Source organism: Bacillus sp. BB51/4 (assembly GCF_008368845.1).
GTDB classification, from domain to species: domain Bacteria; phylum Bacillota; class Bacilli; order Bacillales; family Bacillaceae_G; genus Bacillus_A; species Bacillus_A wiedmannii.
Genome location: NZ_QOSC01000019.1, coordinates 24515 through 42042 on the forward strand (window position 1 = coordinate 24515; position 17528 = coordinate 42042).

The 17528-nt window shown below is 35.1% G+C and carries 11 protein-coding genes and 2 pseudogenes; 6 read left to right on the forward strand and 7 right to left on the reverse strand.

Annotated features, from left to right (window positions below; genetic code table 11):
• Window positions 1-88: 88 nt before the first annotated feature.
• Entirely contained in the window at window positions 89-2278 is a 2190-nt protein-coding gene (gene topB, locus DN392_RS25365; RefSeq protein WP_088321603.1) for a DNA topoisomerase III, read from the forward strand.
• A 41-nt stretch (window positions 2279-2319) separates the two neighbouring features.
• On the opposite strand, the gene DN392_RS25370 is transcribed toward topB, so the two are convergent.
• The 4 genes from DN392_RS25370 to DN392_RS25390 all read right to left on the reverse strand — a co-directional run bounded on the left by DN392_RS25370 (window position 2320) and on the right by DN392_RS25390 (window position 9905).
• Window positions 2320-5295, reverse strand: a complete 2976-nt coding sequence (locus DN392_RS25370; protein WP_000810108.1) for a YhgE/Pip domain-containing protein — start codon at window positions 5293-5295, stop codon at window positions 2320-2322.
• A 306-nt stretch (window positions 5296-5601) separates the two neighbouring features.
• Complete coding sequence (locus DN392_RS25380; RefSeq protein WP_064056275.1) at window positions 5602-6393, reverse strand: endonuclease/exonuclease/phosphatase family protein; 792 nt, start codon at window positions 6391-6393, stop codon at window positions 5602-5604.
• Window positions 6394-6397: 4 nt separating this feature from the next.
• Window positions 6398-8035, reverse strand: coding sequence for a PTS transporter subunit IIBC (locus DN392_RS25385; protein WP_064056276.1), 1638 nt, complete (start codon window positions 8033-8035; stop codon window positions 6398-6400).
• 205 nt (window positions 8036-8240) lie between these two features.
• Window positions 8241-9905, reverse strand: coding sequence for a glycoside hydrolase family 13 protein (locus DN392_RS25390; protein WP_046953754.1), 1665 nt, complete (start codon window positions 9903-9905; stop codon window positions 8241-8243).
• Between the two features lie 181 nt (window positions 9906-10086).
• Between DN392_RS25390 and DN392_RS25395 the strand changes: the two are divergent.
• Window positions 10087-10269 (forward strand): annotated as a pseudogene (locus tag DN392_RS25395) (BBE domain-containing protein); the annotation flags it as partial.
• 31 nt (window positions 10270-10300) lie between these two features.
• Here the strand turns inward: DN392_RS25395 and DN392_RS25400 are convergent.
• Window positions 10301-11251 (reverse strand): methyl-accepting chemotaxis protein, encoded by a 951-nt coding sequence (locus DN392_RS25400; RefSeq protein ID WP_412677961.1) that lies wholly within the window; start codon window positions 11249-11251, stop codon window positions 10301-10303.
• A pseudogene (locus DN392_RS31420) lies at window positions 11243-11623 on the reverse strand (HAMP domain-containing protein); the annotation flags it as partial. The pseudogene DN392_RS31420 and the gene DN392_RS25400, both read right to left, overlap by 9 nt.
• A 179-nt stretch (window positions 11624-11802) precedes the next feature.
• On the opposite strand from DN392_RS31420, the gene DN392_RS25405 reads away from it, so the two are divergent.
• From DN392_RS25405 to DN392_RS25415, 3 genes are all read left to right on the forward strand, one after another.
• Complete coding sequence (locus DN392_RS25405; protein WP_064056277.1) at window positions 11803-12525, forward strand: amino acid ABC transporter ATP-binding protein; 723 nt, start codon at window positions 11803-11805, stop codon at window positions 12523-12525.
• Window positions 12526-12646: 121 nt separating this feature from the next.
• Entirely contained in the window at window positions 12647-13441 is a 795-nt protein-coding gene (locus DN392_RS25410) for an ABC transporter substrate-binding protein (protein ID WP_046953749.1), read from the forward strand.
• A 93-nt stretch (window positions 13442-13534) separates the two neighbouring features.
• A complete protein-coding gene (locus DN392_RS25415) occupies window positions 13535-14227 on the forward strand; it encodes an amino acid ABC transporter permease (RefSeq protein WP_000461606.1) in 693 nt (230 codons plus the stop codon).
• Window positions 14228-14279: 52 nt separating this feature from the next.
• Here the strand turns inward: DN392_RS25415 and desB are convergent, their stop codons facing one another.
• Entirely contained in the window at window positions 14280-15365 is a 1086-nt protein-coding gene (gene desB, locus DN392_RS25420) for a Delta(10) desaturase DesB (protein ID WP_061672144.1), read from the reverse strand.
• Window positions 15366-15946: 581 nt separating this feature from the next.
• Between desB and DN392_RS25425 the strand changes: the two genes are divergently transcribed.
• Window positions 15947-17473, forward strand: a complete 1527-nt coding sequence (locus tag DN392_RS25425) for an FAD-dependent oxidoreductase (protein ID WP_061672143.1) — start codon at window positions 15947-15949, stop codon at window positions 17471-17473.
• The last annotated feature ends 55 nt before the right edge of the window (window positions 17474-17528 follow it).

Below are 17528 nucleotides of genomic sequence, written 5' to 3' on the forward strand. Positions count from 1 at the left end.
AAAAAACGTTCAAATCTGGAGCGAAACTGAATCTCAAGAAGATGTATGCTATAGTTAACGTATGGAAATTTGAAAGGATGTTTTAAATATGTCAAAAAGCGTTGTAATCGCTGAAAAGCCTTCCGTTGCCCGTGATATTGCTCTCGTACTGAAGTGCGATAAAAAAGGAAACGGCTACCTTGAAGGTAGTAAATATATTGTAACTTGGGCTTTAGGTCATCTCGTTACATTAGCAGATCCAGAAAGCTATGATGTGAAATATAAAAAGTGGAATTTAGAAGATTTACCGATGCTACCCGAGCGTTTGAAATTAACGGTTATTAAACAAACTGGTAAACAATTTAATGCTGTGAAGAGTCAGCTTCTTAGAAAAGATGTAAATGAAATTATTGTAGCGACAGATGCTGGACGTGAAGGCGAATTAGTCGCACGTTGGATTATCGATAAAGTTAAAATACAGAAGCCTATTAAGCGTTTATGGATTTCATCTGTTACTGACAAAGCAATTAAAGATGGCTTCGCAAATTTAAAACCAGGTAAAGCATATGACAATTTATACGCTTCGGCTGTCGCACGTTCAGAAGCTGACTGGTACATCGGTCTTAACGCGACTCGAGCATTAACGACTCGCTTTAACGCCCAGCTGAATTGCGGCCGCGTGCAAACACCTACTGTCGCTATGATCGCTAATCGCGAAGATGAAATAAAGAACTTCAAAGCTCAAACTTACTACGGCATCGAAGCACAAACAACGAATCAGTTAAAACTAACTTGGCAAGATGCAAATGGTAATAGCCGCAGTTTTAATAAAGAAAAAATTGATGGTATTGTAAAAGGTTTAGATAAGCATAATGCTACCGTTGTGGAAATTGATAAAAAACAGAAGAAGTCATTCTCTCCTGGTCTTTACGATTTAACTGAATTGCAACGTGATGCAAATAAAAAGTTCAGTTACTCTGCTAAAGAAACATTAAACATTATGCAGAAATTGTATGAACAACATAAAGTGCTAACGTACCCTCGTACAGATTCACGCTATATTTCATCTGATATCGTTGGAACACTTCCAGAGCGTCTAAAAGCATGTGGCGTTGGAGAGTACCGTCCTTTAGCACATAAAGTATTACAAAAGCCTATCAAGTCTAATAAGTCATTTGTTGATGATAGTAAAGTAAGTGATCATCACGCAATTATTCCGACAGAAGGATACGTTAACTTCTCAGCCTTCACAGATAAAGAACGTAAAATTTATGATTTAGTTGTAAAACGTTTCTTAGCCGTTTTATTCCCAGCATTCGAATACGAGCAACTAACGTTACGCACAAAAGTTGGCAATGAAACGTTCATCGCACGTGGAAAAACTATTCTACATGCCGGTTGGAAAGAAGTATATGAAAATCGCTTTGAAGATGATGATATAACTGATGACGTAAAAGAACAACTTCTACCTCACATTGAAAAAGGCGATACATTAACTGTAAAGTTAATTATGCAAACATCAGGTCAAACGAAAGCACCTGCACGTTTTAACGAGGCAACTTTACTTTCAGCAATGGAAAATCCTACAAAATATATGGATACACAAAACAAACAACTTGCTGACACGTTAAAGTCAACTGGTGGATTAGGTACTGTAGCGACACGAGCTGATATTATCGACAAGTTATTCAATTCGTTCTTACTTGAAAAACGTGGTAAAGATATTCATATTACTTCAAAAGGCCGTCAGTTACTTGATTTAGTGCCAGAAGAGTTAAAATCACCTACACTAACTGGTGAGTGGGAACAAAAGCTAGAGGCAATCGCAAAGGGTAAACTGAAAAAAGAAGTATTCATTTCAGAAATGAAGAACTATACGAAAGAAATTGTTGCTGAAATAAAATCAAGTGATAAAAAATATAAACATGACAACATTTCAACGAAGTCTTGTCCAGATTGCGGTAAACCAATGCTAGAGGTAAACGGCAAAAAAGGAAAAATGCTCGTTTGCCAAGACCGTGAATGTGGTCATCGTAAAAACGTATCTCGTACAACAAACGCTCGTTGTCCGCAATGTAAGAAGAAGTTAGAATTACGTGGTGAAGGTGCAGGACAAATCTTTGCATGTAAATGTGGCTATCGCGAGAAATTATCCACATTCCAAGAAAGACGTAAAAAGGAATCTGGAAGCAAGGCTGATAAGCGCGACGTTCAAAAATATATGAAACAACAGAATAAAGAAGAAGAACCATTAAACAACCCGTTCGCAGAAGCATTAAAGAAATTAAAATTTGATTAAACAAAAAGGTTCCTACCTCTATCGGTAGGAACCTTTTTTTATTAATGAATAATTTTACTTCCTTTTGCGTTCTCAACAAACTTTTCACTCGATTTGTTAATTGGTGTTTTCAATAATAACGCAGCGATAACGATGACTACTACGAACACACTTAATACAAGTAAATCTCTAATAACTATATCCCAAAGCATGCCACCTACTGTTTCACGAATTGCACTAATTGCATATGTGAATGGTAAGAACGGATAAATCGCTTGGAAGAATGGTGGTGTCATTTGAATTGGGAACGTACCACCCGATCCTGCTACTTGAAGCACAAGTAAAATAATTGCCATCGATTTCCCAACGTTTCCGAAAATAGAAACGAGTGAGTACACGATACAAACAAATACTCCGCCAATAAATAAACTAAATAACACAAACCAGAATTTATCGACTACGTACGTACCGAGTAAGAATATATCTCCCATCGATACGATAAACGCTTGTGAAAGACCTATCGTTAAGAATGTTAATAAACGTCCAAAGTATATTTCATGGCTCTTATAATTCGCGCCCTCTTCATGTACTTCTACCGTTAATAACGAAACCATTAATAGTGCGCCTACCCATAATGCAAGCACTGTGTAGAATGGTGACATCGCTGAACCGTAGTTCGGCATCGCAAATAACTTATTCTCTTTTAAATTTACTGGATTCGCGAAGTAATCACTTTGCTTTTCAACATCATTTTTCAATAAGCGTATGATATCTTTTATATCCTCTTCTGATTCAAAATCACGAATTTTATTTGCTAATTCTTTAATCTTTTTCTCAGTAGCTGGCATTTCAGCTTTAATATCTGCAATTTTCTTTTGACCATCTACTAAGCCTTTTGATGAGTCTTCAAGTAATTTTTTCACATCTGGAAGCTTCTTATCTGCCTCGCCTAAAATTTGAGATGTATTTTTAGACATCTCTTTTGTACGAGCAATTGCTGCATTGAAATTCGGAGTGATTTCCGAGTCATATTTAGCTAAAATGTCACCAATTTGGCCCGAAACATTTTTAGACACTTGATTAATACTTTCAATAACATCTGCTGCTGGTTTTTGACCTTTATTAATAGCGTCAATTCCTTTATCAGTTAAATCCATTCCTTTTTGCAAACCATCTTTTGCTTTATTTAACTTAGCAATTGTGCCATTAAGATTTTTATCACTATTCACATCGCCCAAAACTTTATTTGTACTTTCCATAACCGGAATCATATCATTAACTAAATTCCATCCTGCTTTGAACTGTCCATTTAAATCATTTAAGGCTACTTTTGTAGAATCTAATCCATTAACACCTTTGTTACTTAAGTCTTCTCTTGCTTTTTCAAGCTCCGTTTTTAATCTGCTGTAATCATTTACAGCCTTATCATATTTTTCTCTACCATTGTCTAATGCTTCATTTGTTTGGTTTACTAAATCATTTGCTGCTTTTATATCTTGATTTAAATTCCCTCTTAACTGCTGAGCGTCTTCTTTTACATTTTCAGCTGTGTTTTTCAATTGCTCAGCTGTGCTTACTGCTTTTTCGAAATCTGCTACAAATGTTGCATTATAATCCTTTTCAGCTTGATTTACTAAATTATTTACTGTATCTAATTTTTGATTCACAGCATCTCGCACATCTTGTTTAACTTCTTGTCCGGAACTAATTAAATCTCCTACATGCTTAACTCTATTGTTAACATCCACCATAGAATTTTTAAGCACCGTTAAACTTTCTACTCTGTTCCCAAAGAACTGTTTACCAAAGTCCGTTGAAGCTGATTCTTTAAAAGTTGTAAAGAAATCAATTAAATATGAAACACTATCAATACGGTCTTGGAGAAGTTTTGAAGCATCCTGAACGTTTTTCTGTGCTACAGCTGGATCCACGCCCTTATTTTGAAGACCATCCATAACACTTTTCACATATGCCGTTCCAACACGAGTAGAACTAAAAACATTATTTACAGTTTGATCAATATTTTTAGCAATATTTTTATACCCCTCACCATTCACTTGCGGTAACGCTGGAATTTCTGGTATTTGTGGTACGTGCGGAATAGTTATATTAGGCAACACCGGGAATTTAGCCGGATCTGGAAGTGTCAGATTAGAATCAAATGATGGATTTTTTAAGAAATCCGTAATTGCTGCCGCACTATCTAAACCTTGTTGCATTACAATTAAATTATTCTTAATTGTTCCAGGTGCACGTTTCAATGTTTCATCATTTCTCGCAAAGAATTTATCTAAATTCCCTAACGCTTCTTGCCCATCATTCATAACACTTTCTACAACTGGCAACTCCTTTTGCGCTACTTTCACAACATCTTCTGCCCGAGTCGCATCATCTAATGCCTTATCCACAAGTGTATTCATTTCTGGGAATTGTGCTTCTAACTTAAAGACAAGATCCTTGACCTTCTCAATACTCGGTAAGTTAGTTTCTAAATCGATTCCAAGATCGTTGAAGATTTCAAAAATCTCGCCGTTTGCTGTTTTAACAAAGTTTTTACTAATCTCTTCTGTCAGCCCCGATGCACCTTTAGCTGTAATCTTCGGCGCAATGGCATTGACCTTTTCATTTACGTAATAATCAATTTCTGGTTTCTGTGGATTTTCATTCAAGACTGTTGCAATCTTTTCAGAGAAATCCTTTGGAATAGTAATACTTGCAGAATAATCTCCACGCTCTACCCCATAAATCGCTTGCTTTTCATCAACAAACTTCCACCCAAAATTTTTGTCCTTCTTAAGTGAATCTACAATTTCTTTCCCGATGTTAATATCTTTCCCTCTTAAATTTGATCCAACATCTTGGTTAGAAACTGCAATCTGGATTCCTTTCGTATTTCCATAAGGATCCCAAGAAGCTTTAATGTTAAACCATGCATATAACGATGGTAAAATCATTAATCCTAAAACAATAACAATCGCAGCCCAATGTTTGGCCACATTCCGTAAGTCTGTCTTATAAATACGCCAAATTTGTTTCATATAAGTTATCACCTAATTATATATTTTTCCTTCTTTAGAAAATGATACATGCATTTTGCAATTATATCACTTTCTACATCGTGGATTAAACGAAAACACACTATTTTTCCCATTAAATATTTCACTTACTTCATTATATAACGAAGTAAAAAAAGTATGCATACAAAATGACCAAATTAGTTTTACATTCAATAATAACAAATATATAGGAAATGTCATAAAAAATACAAGTATTTTCTCTTGGCAATACTTGTATTCCTCAAAAAAATCCTCACAGCTTTTCATCATCTGTGAGGATTTCTTCTATTATATATCTACTTGTACTTCTACACCGAAATGATCTGAAATTACATTTCTGTTCGTACCATTAAAAATGACTTTTGAAGAACGAACTTTTTCACTTTGGTTACACAATATTAGATCGATTCGTAAGTTATGTTTATTTTCATCCCAACCAGCAATCTCACCTTGGACAGTTGTTCCTTCATCCTTCTCTATTGCTAGTTCATATGTGTCATACAAACCTTTTTGCATCATATATTCATAACCTTCACCTTGTAAACGGGCGTTATTATTAAAATCACCCATTAAGAAGGAAAGTTCATTACTATCTACACGCCCCATCAAACGATTAACTTGATCTTTGAATGATTCTTCTTCATCATTCCACCAACCGAGGTGGCAAGAGTAAAACGTTATGTTCTTATCATTATAAGCAATTGTCGTACTTACAATTTTGCGTGTTTTCCAATACGTTGTATCCTTATTTTCTGAAATAAAGAACGTATCTTCCTTTACAACATTATGCTTCGTTATAATCGCTAATCCTTCTTCATACACATCATAACCAATATGAGAGAAATCCCAAGTAATATTGTAATCTTTTACATGTAACGCTTTTAACTCTTCTAATAGTAAAAGTCCAAAATTATCTTCTTTCTTGTTACCGCATACATTTCCAGCTTGTATCGACTGACTTACTTCTTGCAATGCGATGACATCGTACTCTTCTTCTTGAATGACTTTAGCAAGATATTTTATCTTTTCCATTTGATTCTCTTCTTGCCAAGAGTGACAGTTTAAAGTTAGCAATTTCATCTTATTACGCACCTAACATATCTTGAATGTCTGACTTTAATACGTCAGCTTTCGGACCATATACTGCTTGTACACCTTTATCTTTTACGATAAGTCCTAAAGCACCATTTTGTTTCCACTGTGCTTCTGGTGCAACAACATCTAAATCTTTTACTGTTACACGTAAACGCGTCATACAAGCATCTACGTCAGCAATATTTTCTTTACCCCCTAATAAATCAATAACTTTTGTTGCTAATGAACCATCCTGTACATTTCCTGTTCCTTCTGATGACTCATCTTCATTATCAATATAGTTACCTGCACGTCCTGGTGTTGGTAAATTGAATTTTTTAATTAAGAAATTGAATAATGTAAAGTTCAGACCGAAGAACACTAATGAAACGATAACGAAATTGATTAAATCTCTTGTTAGTCCTGCATTAACCATCATCGGTGTACGAGTAATTAATTCAATAAATCCAAACGCGTGAACACGTAAGTTAATTAAATCTGCTAATGCGAATGCAAGTCCTGTTGTAATTGCATATACAACATATAATACTGGAGCAATAAACATGAACATGAATTCAATTGGTTCTGTTACACCTGTTAAGAATACTGCTAATGCAGCCGATAAGAACATTGGTTTATATTTTGCACGTTTTTCTTTATCAACATTACGGAACATCGCGAAAGCAATACCCATTAACGCTGCTGTTGAGCCAATAACTTGTCCAGCTTTGAAACGAGCTGGTACAACGTTATTTAATAAATCGTTATATGCTTTCGTATCTCCATTTGCTAGTAAATTATTTAAGTCTGTAATCCATGCAAGCCATAAAGGATCTTGTCCTGCTACAATTTGTCCAACTTTTGAGCCAGTTAACATCGTATATGTTCCGCCTAGCTCTGTGTAGTTCATCGGAATCGTTAACATATGATGTAATCCAAATGGTAATAATAAACGCTCTAACGTTCCATATACAAATGGTGCAACAACTGGTGCACTATCTTTAGATGCTGCAATCCAGCGACCGAATTCATTTAATCCACTTTGGATGAACGGCCATAAAAGTGATAATACAATTGCAGTGACTGTAGACCAAACAATTACAACGAATGGTACGAATCGTTTTCCATTAAAGAATGCTAATGCCTGTGGCAGTTTGTTATAGTTATAATATTTGTTATATAAATTAGCTCCTAAGAAACCTGTGATAATCCCTACGAAAACTCCCATGTTTAATGCTGGTGCACCAAGTACAGAAGTGAAGTAATCTTTTACAACTAAATCTCCTGCTAATACTGAAGAAACTGTAGCTTTTGAATCCGTTAACATTTCAGCGTTTACGCCAAATATAGCTCCTGTAATTCTGTTTGTTAAGACGAATGCTAATAGCGCTGCAAATGCACCACCTGCACGATCTTTCGCCCAAGATCCCCCAATTGCTACTGCGAATAAGATGTGTAGATTTGTAATAATTGCCCAACCGATGTCTTCCATTACGCGAGCGATTGTATGAACTGCGTTAATATCCCCAGCAGACATCCCAATTAACTTACCGATAGAAATCATTAAACCCGCTGCTGGCATTACAGCTACAACAACTAATAATGCTTTCCCGAACTTTTGCCAAAAATCAAAAGACGTAATTTTCATCTGTTCTTCCTCCCCTTTATTTATAACAACATAATGATTTAAATTATAATTTCTGTTTCTATTATGAAAACGATTCCTTATGCTACTTTATTTTTATCTTTACGCAACCGTTTTCATAAATCTATTTTAATAAAAGCGTTTTCACTTTGCAATAGAAATTTATTTTTTTTCATAAAAAAAGATGCTCTAAGAGCATCCTTTTTTATTATGAAATGCGATAAACCCTTGTTTCATAAGGTTTTAACGTGATTGAAGTTACTTGTTCATTTTCTACAACTTCATAGTTATTTAAAAGCAAACGTTTGCGTTCTAGTGCAAATAAACCCTCATTATACACAGCTACCTCTTTTGAGATATTACTAATTACAACAATTTTTTCATCGTTTAATGTACGAGTATATGCATAAATTTGTGGATCATCTTCTAAAAGTAAATCATACGTACCGTAATTCAGTACATCGTGCTCTTTTTTCAAGGCAATCATTTTCTTATAGAAATTGAAAATAGAGTTCTCTTCATTCTTTTGCTTTTCAACATTAATTTCTTTATAGTTTGGATTCATACCAAACCAAGATGCACCTGTTGTAAAGCCAGCATTCATCTCATCGTTCCACTGCATAGGTGTACGTGAATTATCGCGGCAAGAAGCCCATATAATTTCCATCATATCTTGATGTGATACGCCCTCTGCAATTTTCTCTCGATATAAATTTTTAATTGCTACATCATCATAATCTTCAATATTTGGGAATTGAACGTTCGTCATCCCAATTTCTTGTCCTTGATAAATAAACGGTGTACCGTGCATAAAGAAATACATTGCTCCAAGAGCTGTTGCACTTTCACGCCAATATTGTTTATCGTCTCCCCAAGTTGAAACGATACGTGGCTTATCGTGATTCTCAATATATAAAGCATTCCATCCTTTATTTTCTAACCCTTTTTGCCATTTCGTTAATACCTTTTTCAAACCTACAACATCAAGATCTTTCTTCTTTTCTGCATCCCATAAACTTAAATGTTCGAATTGGAATACCATATTGAACTTACCTTGCTCTTCTCCAACCCAAAGCTCAGCATCTTCAATCTTAACGCCATTCGCTTCACCAACAGTCATAATATCATACTTAGAAAACGTATTTTCTTTTAACTCTTCTAATAAAGGTTGAATACCATCCACATTCATATGTTTATCAAAAGATGGTACATACTTTAGTTCTTTTGGATTTGGCATATCTTTGAAACCATCTTCTTTTTTAATATGGCTGATTGCATCCACTCGGAAACCATCAATTCCTTTATCAAGCCACCAATTAACTGTATCGTATAACACTTCGCGAACTTCTTTATTCTCCCAGTTTAAATCTGGTTGTTTACGCGAGAATAAGTGTAAATAATATTGTCCTGTTACTTCATCATATTCCCATGCCGAACCATTAAAAATACTTTCCCAGTTGTTTGGTTCCGCACCATCTTTACCATCATGCCAAATATACCAATCACGCTTCGGATTGTCTTTAGATGAACGTGACTCAATAAACCATGGATGTTCATCACTCGTATGATTAATAACTAAATCAATAATAAGCTTCATATCACGCTTATGAACTTCATCTAGTAAAGCATCAAAGTCTTCCATCGTACCAAATTCATCCATAATATCTTGATAATCACTAATGTCATAGCCATTATCATCATTAGGTGACTTATACATTGGACAAATCCAAATTACATCTATACCTAAATCTTTTAAATAATCCAGTTTTGCAATAATACCTTGTAAATCTCCAATACCATCACCATTTGAATCCATAAAGCTACGCGGATAAATTTGATACGCAACCGCTTCTTTCCACCATGTCTTTTTCATAGTCATTCTCTCCTTTTGCATCCCATCAGAATTTTATGCAAACGTTTTCGTAACACTATCATAACAAAATATGAATAGTTTGCAACTGTTTTCATTGAACTCTATGTAGATTCCTTATTCTTATGCTTTATTTATTTCTCACAAAAGCAAATCTCATTCCTCACCTGCTCTTGTCCACGCACGTTACATATGCTCGGTTAAAGATTTACGAGAAAGCTTTATCAATTGGCCCGATATCGACATTAAAAATTGGCAAACTAGTTATTACGGCCCTAACTTTCAAAGATTGCGTAAAGTGAAAACCATATATGATCCTTGCAATGTTTTTCGTTTTCAACAAAGTATCCCTCCTTTTCATACATAAAAAAGGAAGAACAGAATGCTGTTCTTCCTTTTTACATTGAAAATCGTTCAATTGTTTGTTTTAAGTCCGTTGCTTGCTTTTCTAAATCCTTTAACAATTGATCGATTACTACCATATTTTTAGATTGTTGCAACGTCACACGTGCTACTTCTTGTGAACCAGCTGATGTTTCCTCAGCAATTGCTGCTACAGCCTTCGTCTGTGCTCCGGTTTGATGAATGTGACTCACTTGTTCGTTCATATAGCCACTAATTTGCTTCGTTGCATCGGCAACTTCCATAATACTTGATGACATTTCTTTTAAAATTAATTCAGTAGCTTCCCCACGTTTCGCCTCTTCTTTAGCCGTTTTCACTTGCTCTGTCATTTTCAATGCGACTTGTTGCACTTCTTCTTGCATATTCCGTAATAACTGCGATATATTTCTTGCAGAATGATCGCTTTCATCGGCAAGTTTACGTACTTCTTCAGCTACAACTGCAAAGCCCCTTCCATGCTCTCCAGCACGAGCCGCCTCAATAGAAGCATTCAGTGCTAATAAATTCGTTTGACTAGCAATCTCACTCACAACAGAAACAATATGTTCTACTTGTTTCATTCGTTCTTCTAACTTCTGTACATTTTGCATCGAATTTTCATTTTCTTTTGCCAATGTTTGAATACCTTGAATTAAAGAAGTGAAGACTCGTGTACTTTGCCCTAAAGCTTGAACCATTTCTAAAGACAACTCGTCAGACTGTTTTGCTTTTTCTTCTACTTCACTCGCAATAGAAGTTGTTGTATCAACAGCAGAAACAATCGCCTGAATGGAAGCTGCTGATTGCTCGGCGCCAGAAGAAATCTCTGCAAGGGTTTCAGACACACCTCGTGCTTGCTTTGTTGCTTCCCCTGTTTGCCTTCTAATTTGCTGAACTTGATTATTTGTATACGAAAATGTAGTATCAATATTTTTTACCATACCTCTTAAGTTCCCTAGCATCATATTAAATGCAACACTTAAAGATTTAATCTCATCATCTGTTTTTGGTAACGGGACATCTTCACGAATATCGCCATCGGCCGCTTTCCTTGCAGCCTCCTCCAACTTTCGAAGTGGTTTAATTAAAAAGATTGCTGCTCCATACGCTAAAATTCCAGACCATACTACACCTAATAACATAACGATAATATTATAAACAGTTTGACTTACATAACTTTGAAAATAATCGTAGATTACGTAAATAAAAAATATACTTGTTGAATATGTAATAAAAGCTAAAACTGTAGTAAATAGCATAAGTTGTGTACGTAAACCAAAGGAAAATGTCTTCCTTTCTTTTTCCATCTCTTCTTTCCCCCTTTTTATAAGCAACATAAGTACTACCTATATATTATTATCCATATTTTCGTTATAGAAAGATATAGGGATTTTAAAAATCATTATTTCTTTGAATATCAAATTAACTGAAAAAAATAAAGGATTATGACAATTTATGACTAATAACAGAAATAAGGGGCAACATTTGTAAAATATATTTTGACTGGGGGTTTTGTATGATTCAGGTTCGAAATCTAGTAAAATCATTCGGCTCGCTTGATGTTTTAAAAGGAATTGATTTACAAGTAAAAGAAAAAGAAGTTGTTGTTTTAATTGGTGCCAGTGGTTCCGGTAAAAGTACATTACTTCGCTGTCTTAACTTTTTAGAAATGTACGATGAAGGTGAAATTCGCTTACAAGGTGAACGAATTGATCCACAGCATTCAAATTTAAACAAAGTCCGTGAAAATGTCGGTATGGTTTTTCAGCACTTTAACCTCTTTCCTCATATGACCTCACTAGAAAACATCATAGAAGCACCTATCCATGTAAAAAAATTAGAAACGGTAAATGCAAAGGATATCGGAAATCAGCTTTTGCAAAAAGTCGGCCTACAAGATAAAGCAGATGTAACTCCTCACCTCCTGTCAGGTGGTCAAAAACAGCGCATTGCCATTGCACGAGCTCTTGCTATGAATCCTAAAATTATGCTATTTGATGAACCTACCTCAGCCTTAGACCCTGAACTTGTTGGAGAAGTATTGCAAGTTATGAAAGAACTTGCTGAAGAAGGAATGACCATGATTATTGTTACTCATGAAATGAATTTCGCAAGAGATGTAGCTGATCGCGTCATATTTATGGATGACGGAAAGATTGTAGAGGACGCTCCGCCAGCACAATTCTTTTCAGCTCCATCACATGAACGAGCAAAACAATTTTTACGCAACGTTTTATAATGTAACTTCTGTTTCAAATGAAAAGAAATACATTCATACGGTGCACAACTAATTGTCCAAATAAAATATCTCAGTAACATACTTAAAACCATCCGTATGATCAATATATAGGAGGGGTTTTATGAAAAGAAAACTATTAACCATTGTTGCGAGTATTACATTATGTACATCCTTCATACTAGGAGCCTGTAGTAAGGAAAGTGCTACTACTTCTTCAAATGGTAAAAAAGAATTTCGTTATGCGATGAGTGGCTTATATAAACCTTTTAACTATAAAGAAAATGACGGAAAGCTTGCCGGTTTTGATGTAGAAATTGGTGAGGCACTTGCAAAAAAAATGAATATGAAACCCACTCCTATTACAAATCCATGGGAAACGCTAATTCAAGGTCTACAATCGAAAAAATATGATGCTATATTGGGCAGTATGGCAATTACAGAAGAACGCTTAAAAGCTGTTAGTTTCTCAAATCCTTATTATCGTTCTGGTGCCCAAATTTTTGTGGCTAAAAAGAATACATCTATCTCTTCTCCAGAAGATTTGAAAGGTAAGAAAATTGGTGTTGTAAAGGCTAGTACTTTTAAAGACCTTGTTGCAAAACATACAGATCAAATCACAGAATATGACAGCGATATTACTGCACTTATGGACTTAGAGCCTGGACGTATTGATGCAGTAATCACTGATCAAATGGTTGGTTTACGTATGATCAAAGAAGGTAAATCAAATATAAAAGAAGCTGGAAAACCATTAAATCTTGATGAAATGGGAATTGCTATTCGTAAAGATGATAAAGAAATGGTTGAGAAAGTAAATAAAGCTTTAGATGAAATCATTAAAGATGGTACGTATGAAAAAATCAGTAAAAAATGGTTTGGGCGTAATATTCTCGGCGAAGAGGAAAAAACGAAGTAAATTAGCTAGTCAAATGTTTCATACATTATGCCCCACTTTTTATGTGGGGTATTTCATTCCCTACCAAAATCCATACAATATGAGGTGACACATATGTTTGAAATTTTTATGTCTACTTATCCCACACTCTTAAAGGCTACTATTGTCACATTACAATTAACACTAACATCCCTATTACTTGGTTCACTAATTGGATTACTATTCGCTTTTTTTCGAATCTCTAACAATAAGATTTTAAATAGTATTGCTCATGTATATATCGCCATTATTCGTGGTACACCTTTAATTGTTCAAATTGCCATTCTCTATTTCGGTATTACATCGATTATTGTCTTCACTCCTTTTTGGGCAGGAGCAATTGCTTTAGCAATCCATAACGGTGCATATATTACTGAAATTTTCCGCGGTTCCATTCAATCTGTCGACCGTGGACAATTGGAAGCTGCTCGTTCTTTAGGTATGCCTTATCCTTTAGCAATGCGCCGTATTGTATTACCGCAAGCATTTCGTCAATCTCTTCCTCCTTTAGGAAATCAGTTTATTATTGGATTAAAGGACTCCTCTCTCGTTGCATATGTAGGATTGTCCGAATTATGGGGATCAGGTTTATCAATTGCTGCAAGTAACTTCCAACAATTAGATACATACATAATTGTTGGTTTATATTACCTCGTACTTGTTCTTCTATTTACTTATTTTGTTAATCTTTTAGAAAAACGATTACAACGAAAAGAAACAAATTCAGTTCAATTTAGCAAAAAGAATAAAAAAGAAGTCTCTTTATAAAAAAAAGCAAGCCTGAAATGGCTTGCTTTTTCACTGCAAAATATATCAATTTTTACTGATTTATTTTTTTAATACTCTCTTCTTCCTCTATATGGTCCTCACGATATGAAATATTATGAGGATCTAGTCCATTTCCTAAAGAACCATAGAAATGCTCTCTATGCGGATCCACTAATTCACTTCCTTGATAATACACACGTGGTGTATTCCATAGCGCTGCCAAAGCTTTTGTCATTGGCATCTCATGATAGCGTTCCGGCCACATTTCTTTAATTTTCTCTTTTACTAACGGATAGTATTTAGAGCTCATAGCAGGGAACAAATGGTGTTCTGTATGATATGAGAAATTGAAATGTAAAACGTCTACCCAGCGCGGCACTGTTACTGATAAACAGTTCGCTAACGGATCATTTACTGGAACAATTGGATTTAAGCGATGATTTGTTGCGATATATGCCATTACAATAAAGTTAGCAATTAACAATGGAATTACATATGCAAATAACCATTTTCCAGGTCCCATAATAAACAATAAACTAATCCAAACAGTCCAAGGCAAAAGAAGTTGAAGCCATACAGATTTTTGATTGGATGACTTAAAATCCTTTATAAAATGAAAGAACATTCGAGTCGAATGTAACGTAAATTGAATGGTTAGTGACAGAAAACTAAAGAATGAACGTACATGAAGAGGCATACGATACACCCAACTCAGAAACTTACTCTTCTTAAGCTTCTCAAGTGTCGGCCATGCATCTGGATCATTCTCTTCATGCTGCGTATGAACATGATGCGTTGCATTATGCCACTTTCTCCACAGTTTAGGGCCTGTTGATAATGGCATAAATGCAATGGCGCCTAAGAAATCACGAAGCCATGCCTTTCTTACAACAGTTCCATGTAAAATTTCATGTCCTAAAAACCCAAGTGAAGCAAAACATAATCCGAGAACAATCGCAATTCCTAGATTCGCCCACACATTCAATTCAAATACACCAATCGATATTAACCCCGCCAATGCCACAAGCAAATAAGCCAGTCCACCAAATAAACGAGTAGGAACTGGTTTAAATGCTTTTTTCGGCAAATGTGGTGATACACGTGCTGCATACCACCCAAACGTATGAAGCTCCTTCATCCTTTTGCCCCTTTCTTATGCCGCGCCTTGCGCAACTTACATATATCAATTCTTGCTTCCAGATTGATTTTACTAGGTGATTAAAAAAGCATCTATTATAAGGAAAATATACTCACTCTATCGTCACTTATTTTTCGCTTTTATTATCAATGAAAAACATTTCTCTTTTTACTCTCTATCAACCTTTCCACATGATGAATCATATCAATAGAATTTCTATATTGTCAACAACTTTTATGACCTAGTAATAAAAGTTGGTTATATTTTTATAATTATACTTTATTTCACTAAAGAAAAAACATAGATTTTATAAGGTTTTATCCGTTATACATATACATACGCTTACATCCTATAGACTCTATCTTATTCAAGAACCCTCGATGTAAACAACAAATAAACTCACCTGCATCTAGCTTTACACAACTCCCACCTCTTCATACCGACAACATTAAATAATTATACTAAAATAACTTTATCTTTCTTTTAATAAAAATAGACTCCTTCTAAAACAGCACACATGATTTTCATATAATATGGAAATATTATAAGGAAAATTGTTCTAAAATCGGGAGGTTTCTATAATGACAAGCGATACATTTCCACAATTGCCATTATCTTATTGGATTGAATCTACTCAGGTTCCTGCATTTCCCCATTTATCTGAAAATATAAAGACAGAAGTTGCTGTTATCGGAGCTGGTATTACAGGTATCACCACAGCCTATTTACTTGCAAAAGAAGGTATGAACGTTGTTTTAATTGATTCCGGTCTTATTTTAAATGGAACGACTGGACATACAACAGCAAAGGTAACAGCACAACATGATCTTATTTATGATGAATTAATAAATCATTTCGGTGTGGACAAAGCCCGACTTTACTATGAATCAAATAATCATGCTCTACAATTCATAAATGAAACGGTGCAAACATATAAAATCGACTGTAATTTCTCAAATGAAGATTCATATTTATATACAACTACTGATAATGGATTAAGAAATTTATCAAAAGAATATGAAGCCTATCAAAAATTAAATATACCTTGTGACTATGTTCAATCTCTATCGATTCCAATTCCAGTACAATCTGCACTTGTCATGAAAAATCAAGCACAATTCCATCCCCTCCTTTATTTGAAAACACTTTTAGAAAAGTTTGTCGAGATGGGCGGCAAAGTTTATGAACAAACAACAGCGATTGATGTAGAAAAAGGTGATGATCCACAAGTCATTACAAAGGGCGGACAACGTATCACTTGCAAATACGTTGTTTCTTGTTCACATTTTCCTTTTTATGATGCAAATAGTTTTTTCTTTACACGAATGTACGCAGAGCGCTCGTATGCTCTTGCAATCAAAGCAAAAACGGATTATCCAGGTGGCATGTATTTAAGTATTGATGACCCAAAACGCTCCTTGCGCTATACAACAAGCAATGGGGAAAAATTAATTTTAATTGGCGGAGAAAGTCATAAAACAGGACAAGGAGTAAACACAATGCTTCATTATGAAGCACTGTATTCTTTTGCAGAAGCAACGTTTGGAGTAGATGAAGTTCCCTATAGATGGTCAGCACAAGATTTAATCACCCTAGATAAGCTTCCTTATATCGGACATATTAACGAAAGAAATCCAAATATATTTGTTGCAACTGGATATCGTAAATGGGGAATGACAACTGGAACTGCTGCCGCTCATTTACTGAAGGATTCCATTCTAAAAGTCCACAGCCCATATAAAGAGCTGTATGCACCATCACGCTTCCATGCAAATCCAGATATAAAAACGTTCCTCTCCCAGAACATTGATGTTGCGAAACATTTAATTGAAGGAAAGATTGAAACCGCATTACGTAAGCCAGAAGATCTCGAAGTTGGTGAAGGATCTGTCGTTCATGTTAACGGGAAACGAGCAGGTGCTTATAAAGACAAAGATGGAAAATTACATATTGTCGATACAACTTGTACACATCTCGGCTGCGAAGTTGAATGGAATAATGGTGATTGTACTTGGGACTGTCCTTGTCACGGTTCCCGCTTTTCAATTGATGGGGATGTTATGGAAGGTCCAGCAGATCAACCGTTAAAACGAGTTGATAATGAGTAAACAAATAAAGAAGTTCAACAGGATTCCTGTTGACTTCTTATAAAACCTTTGTCAG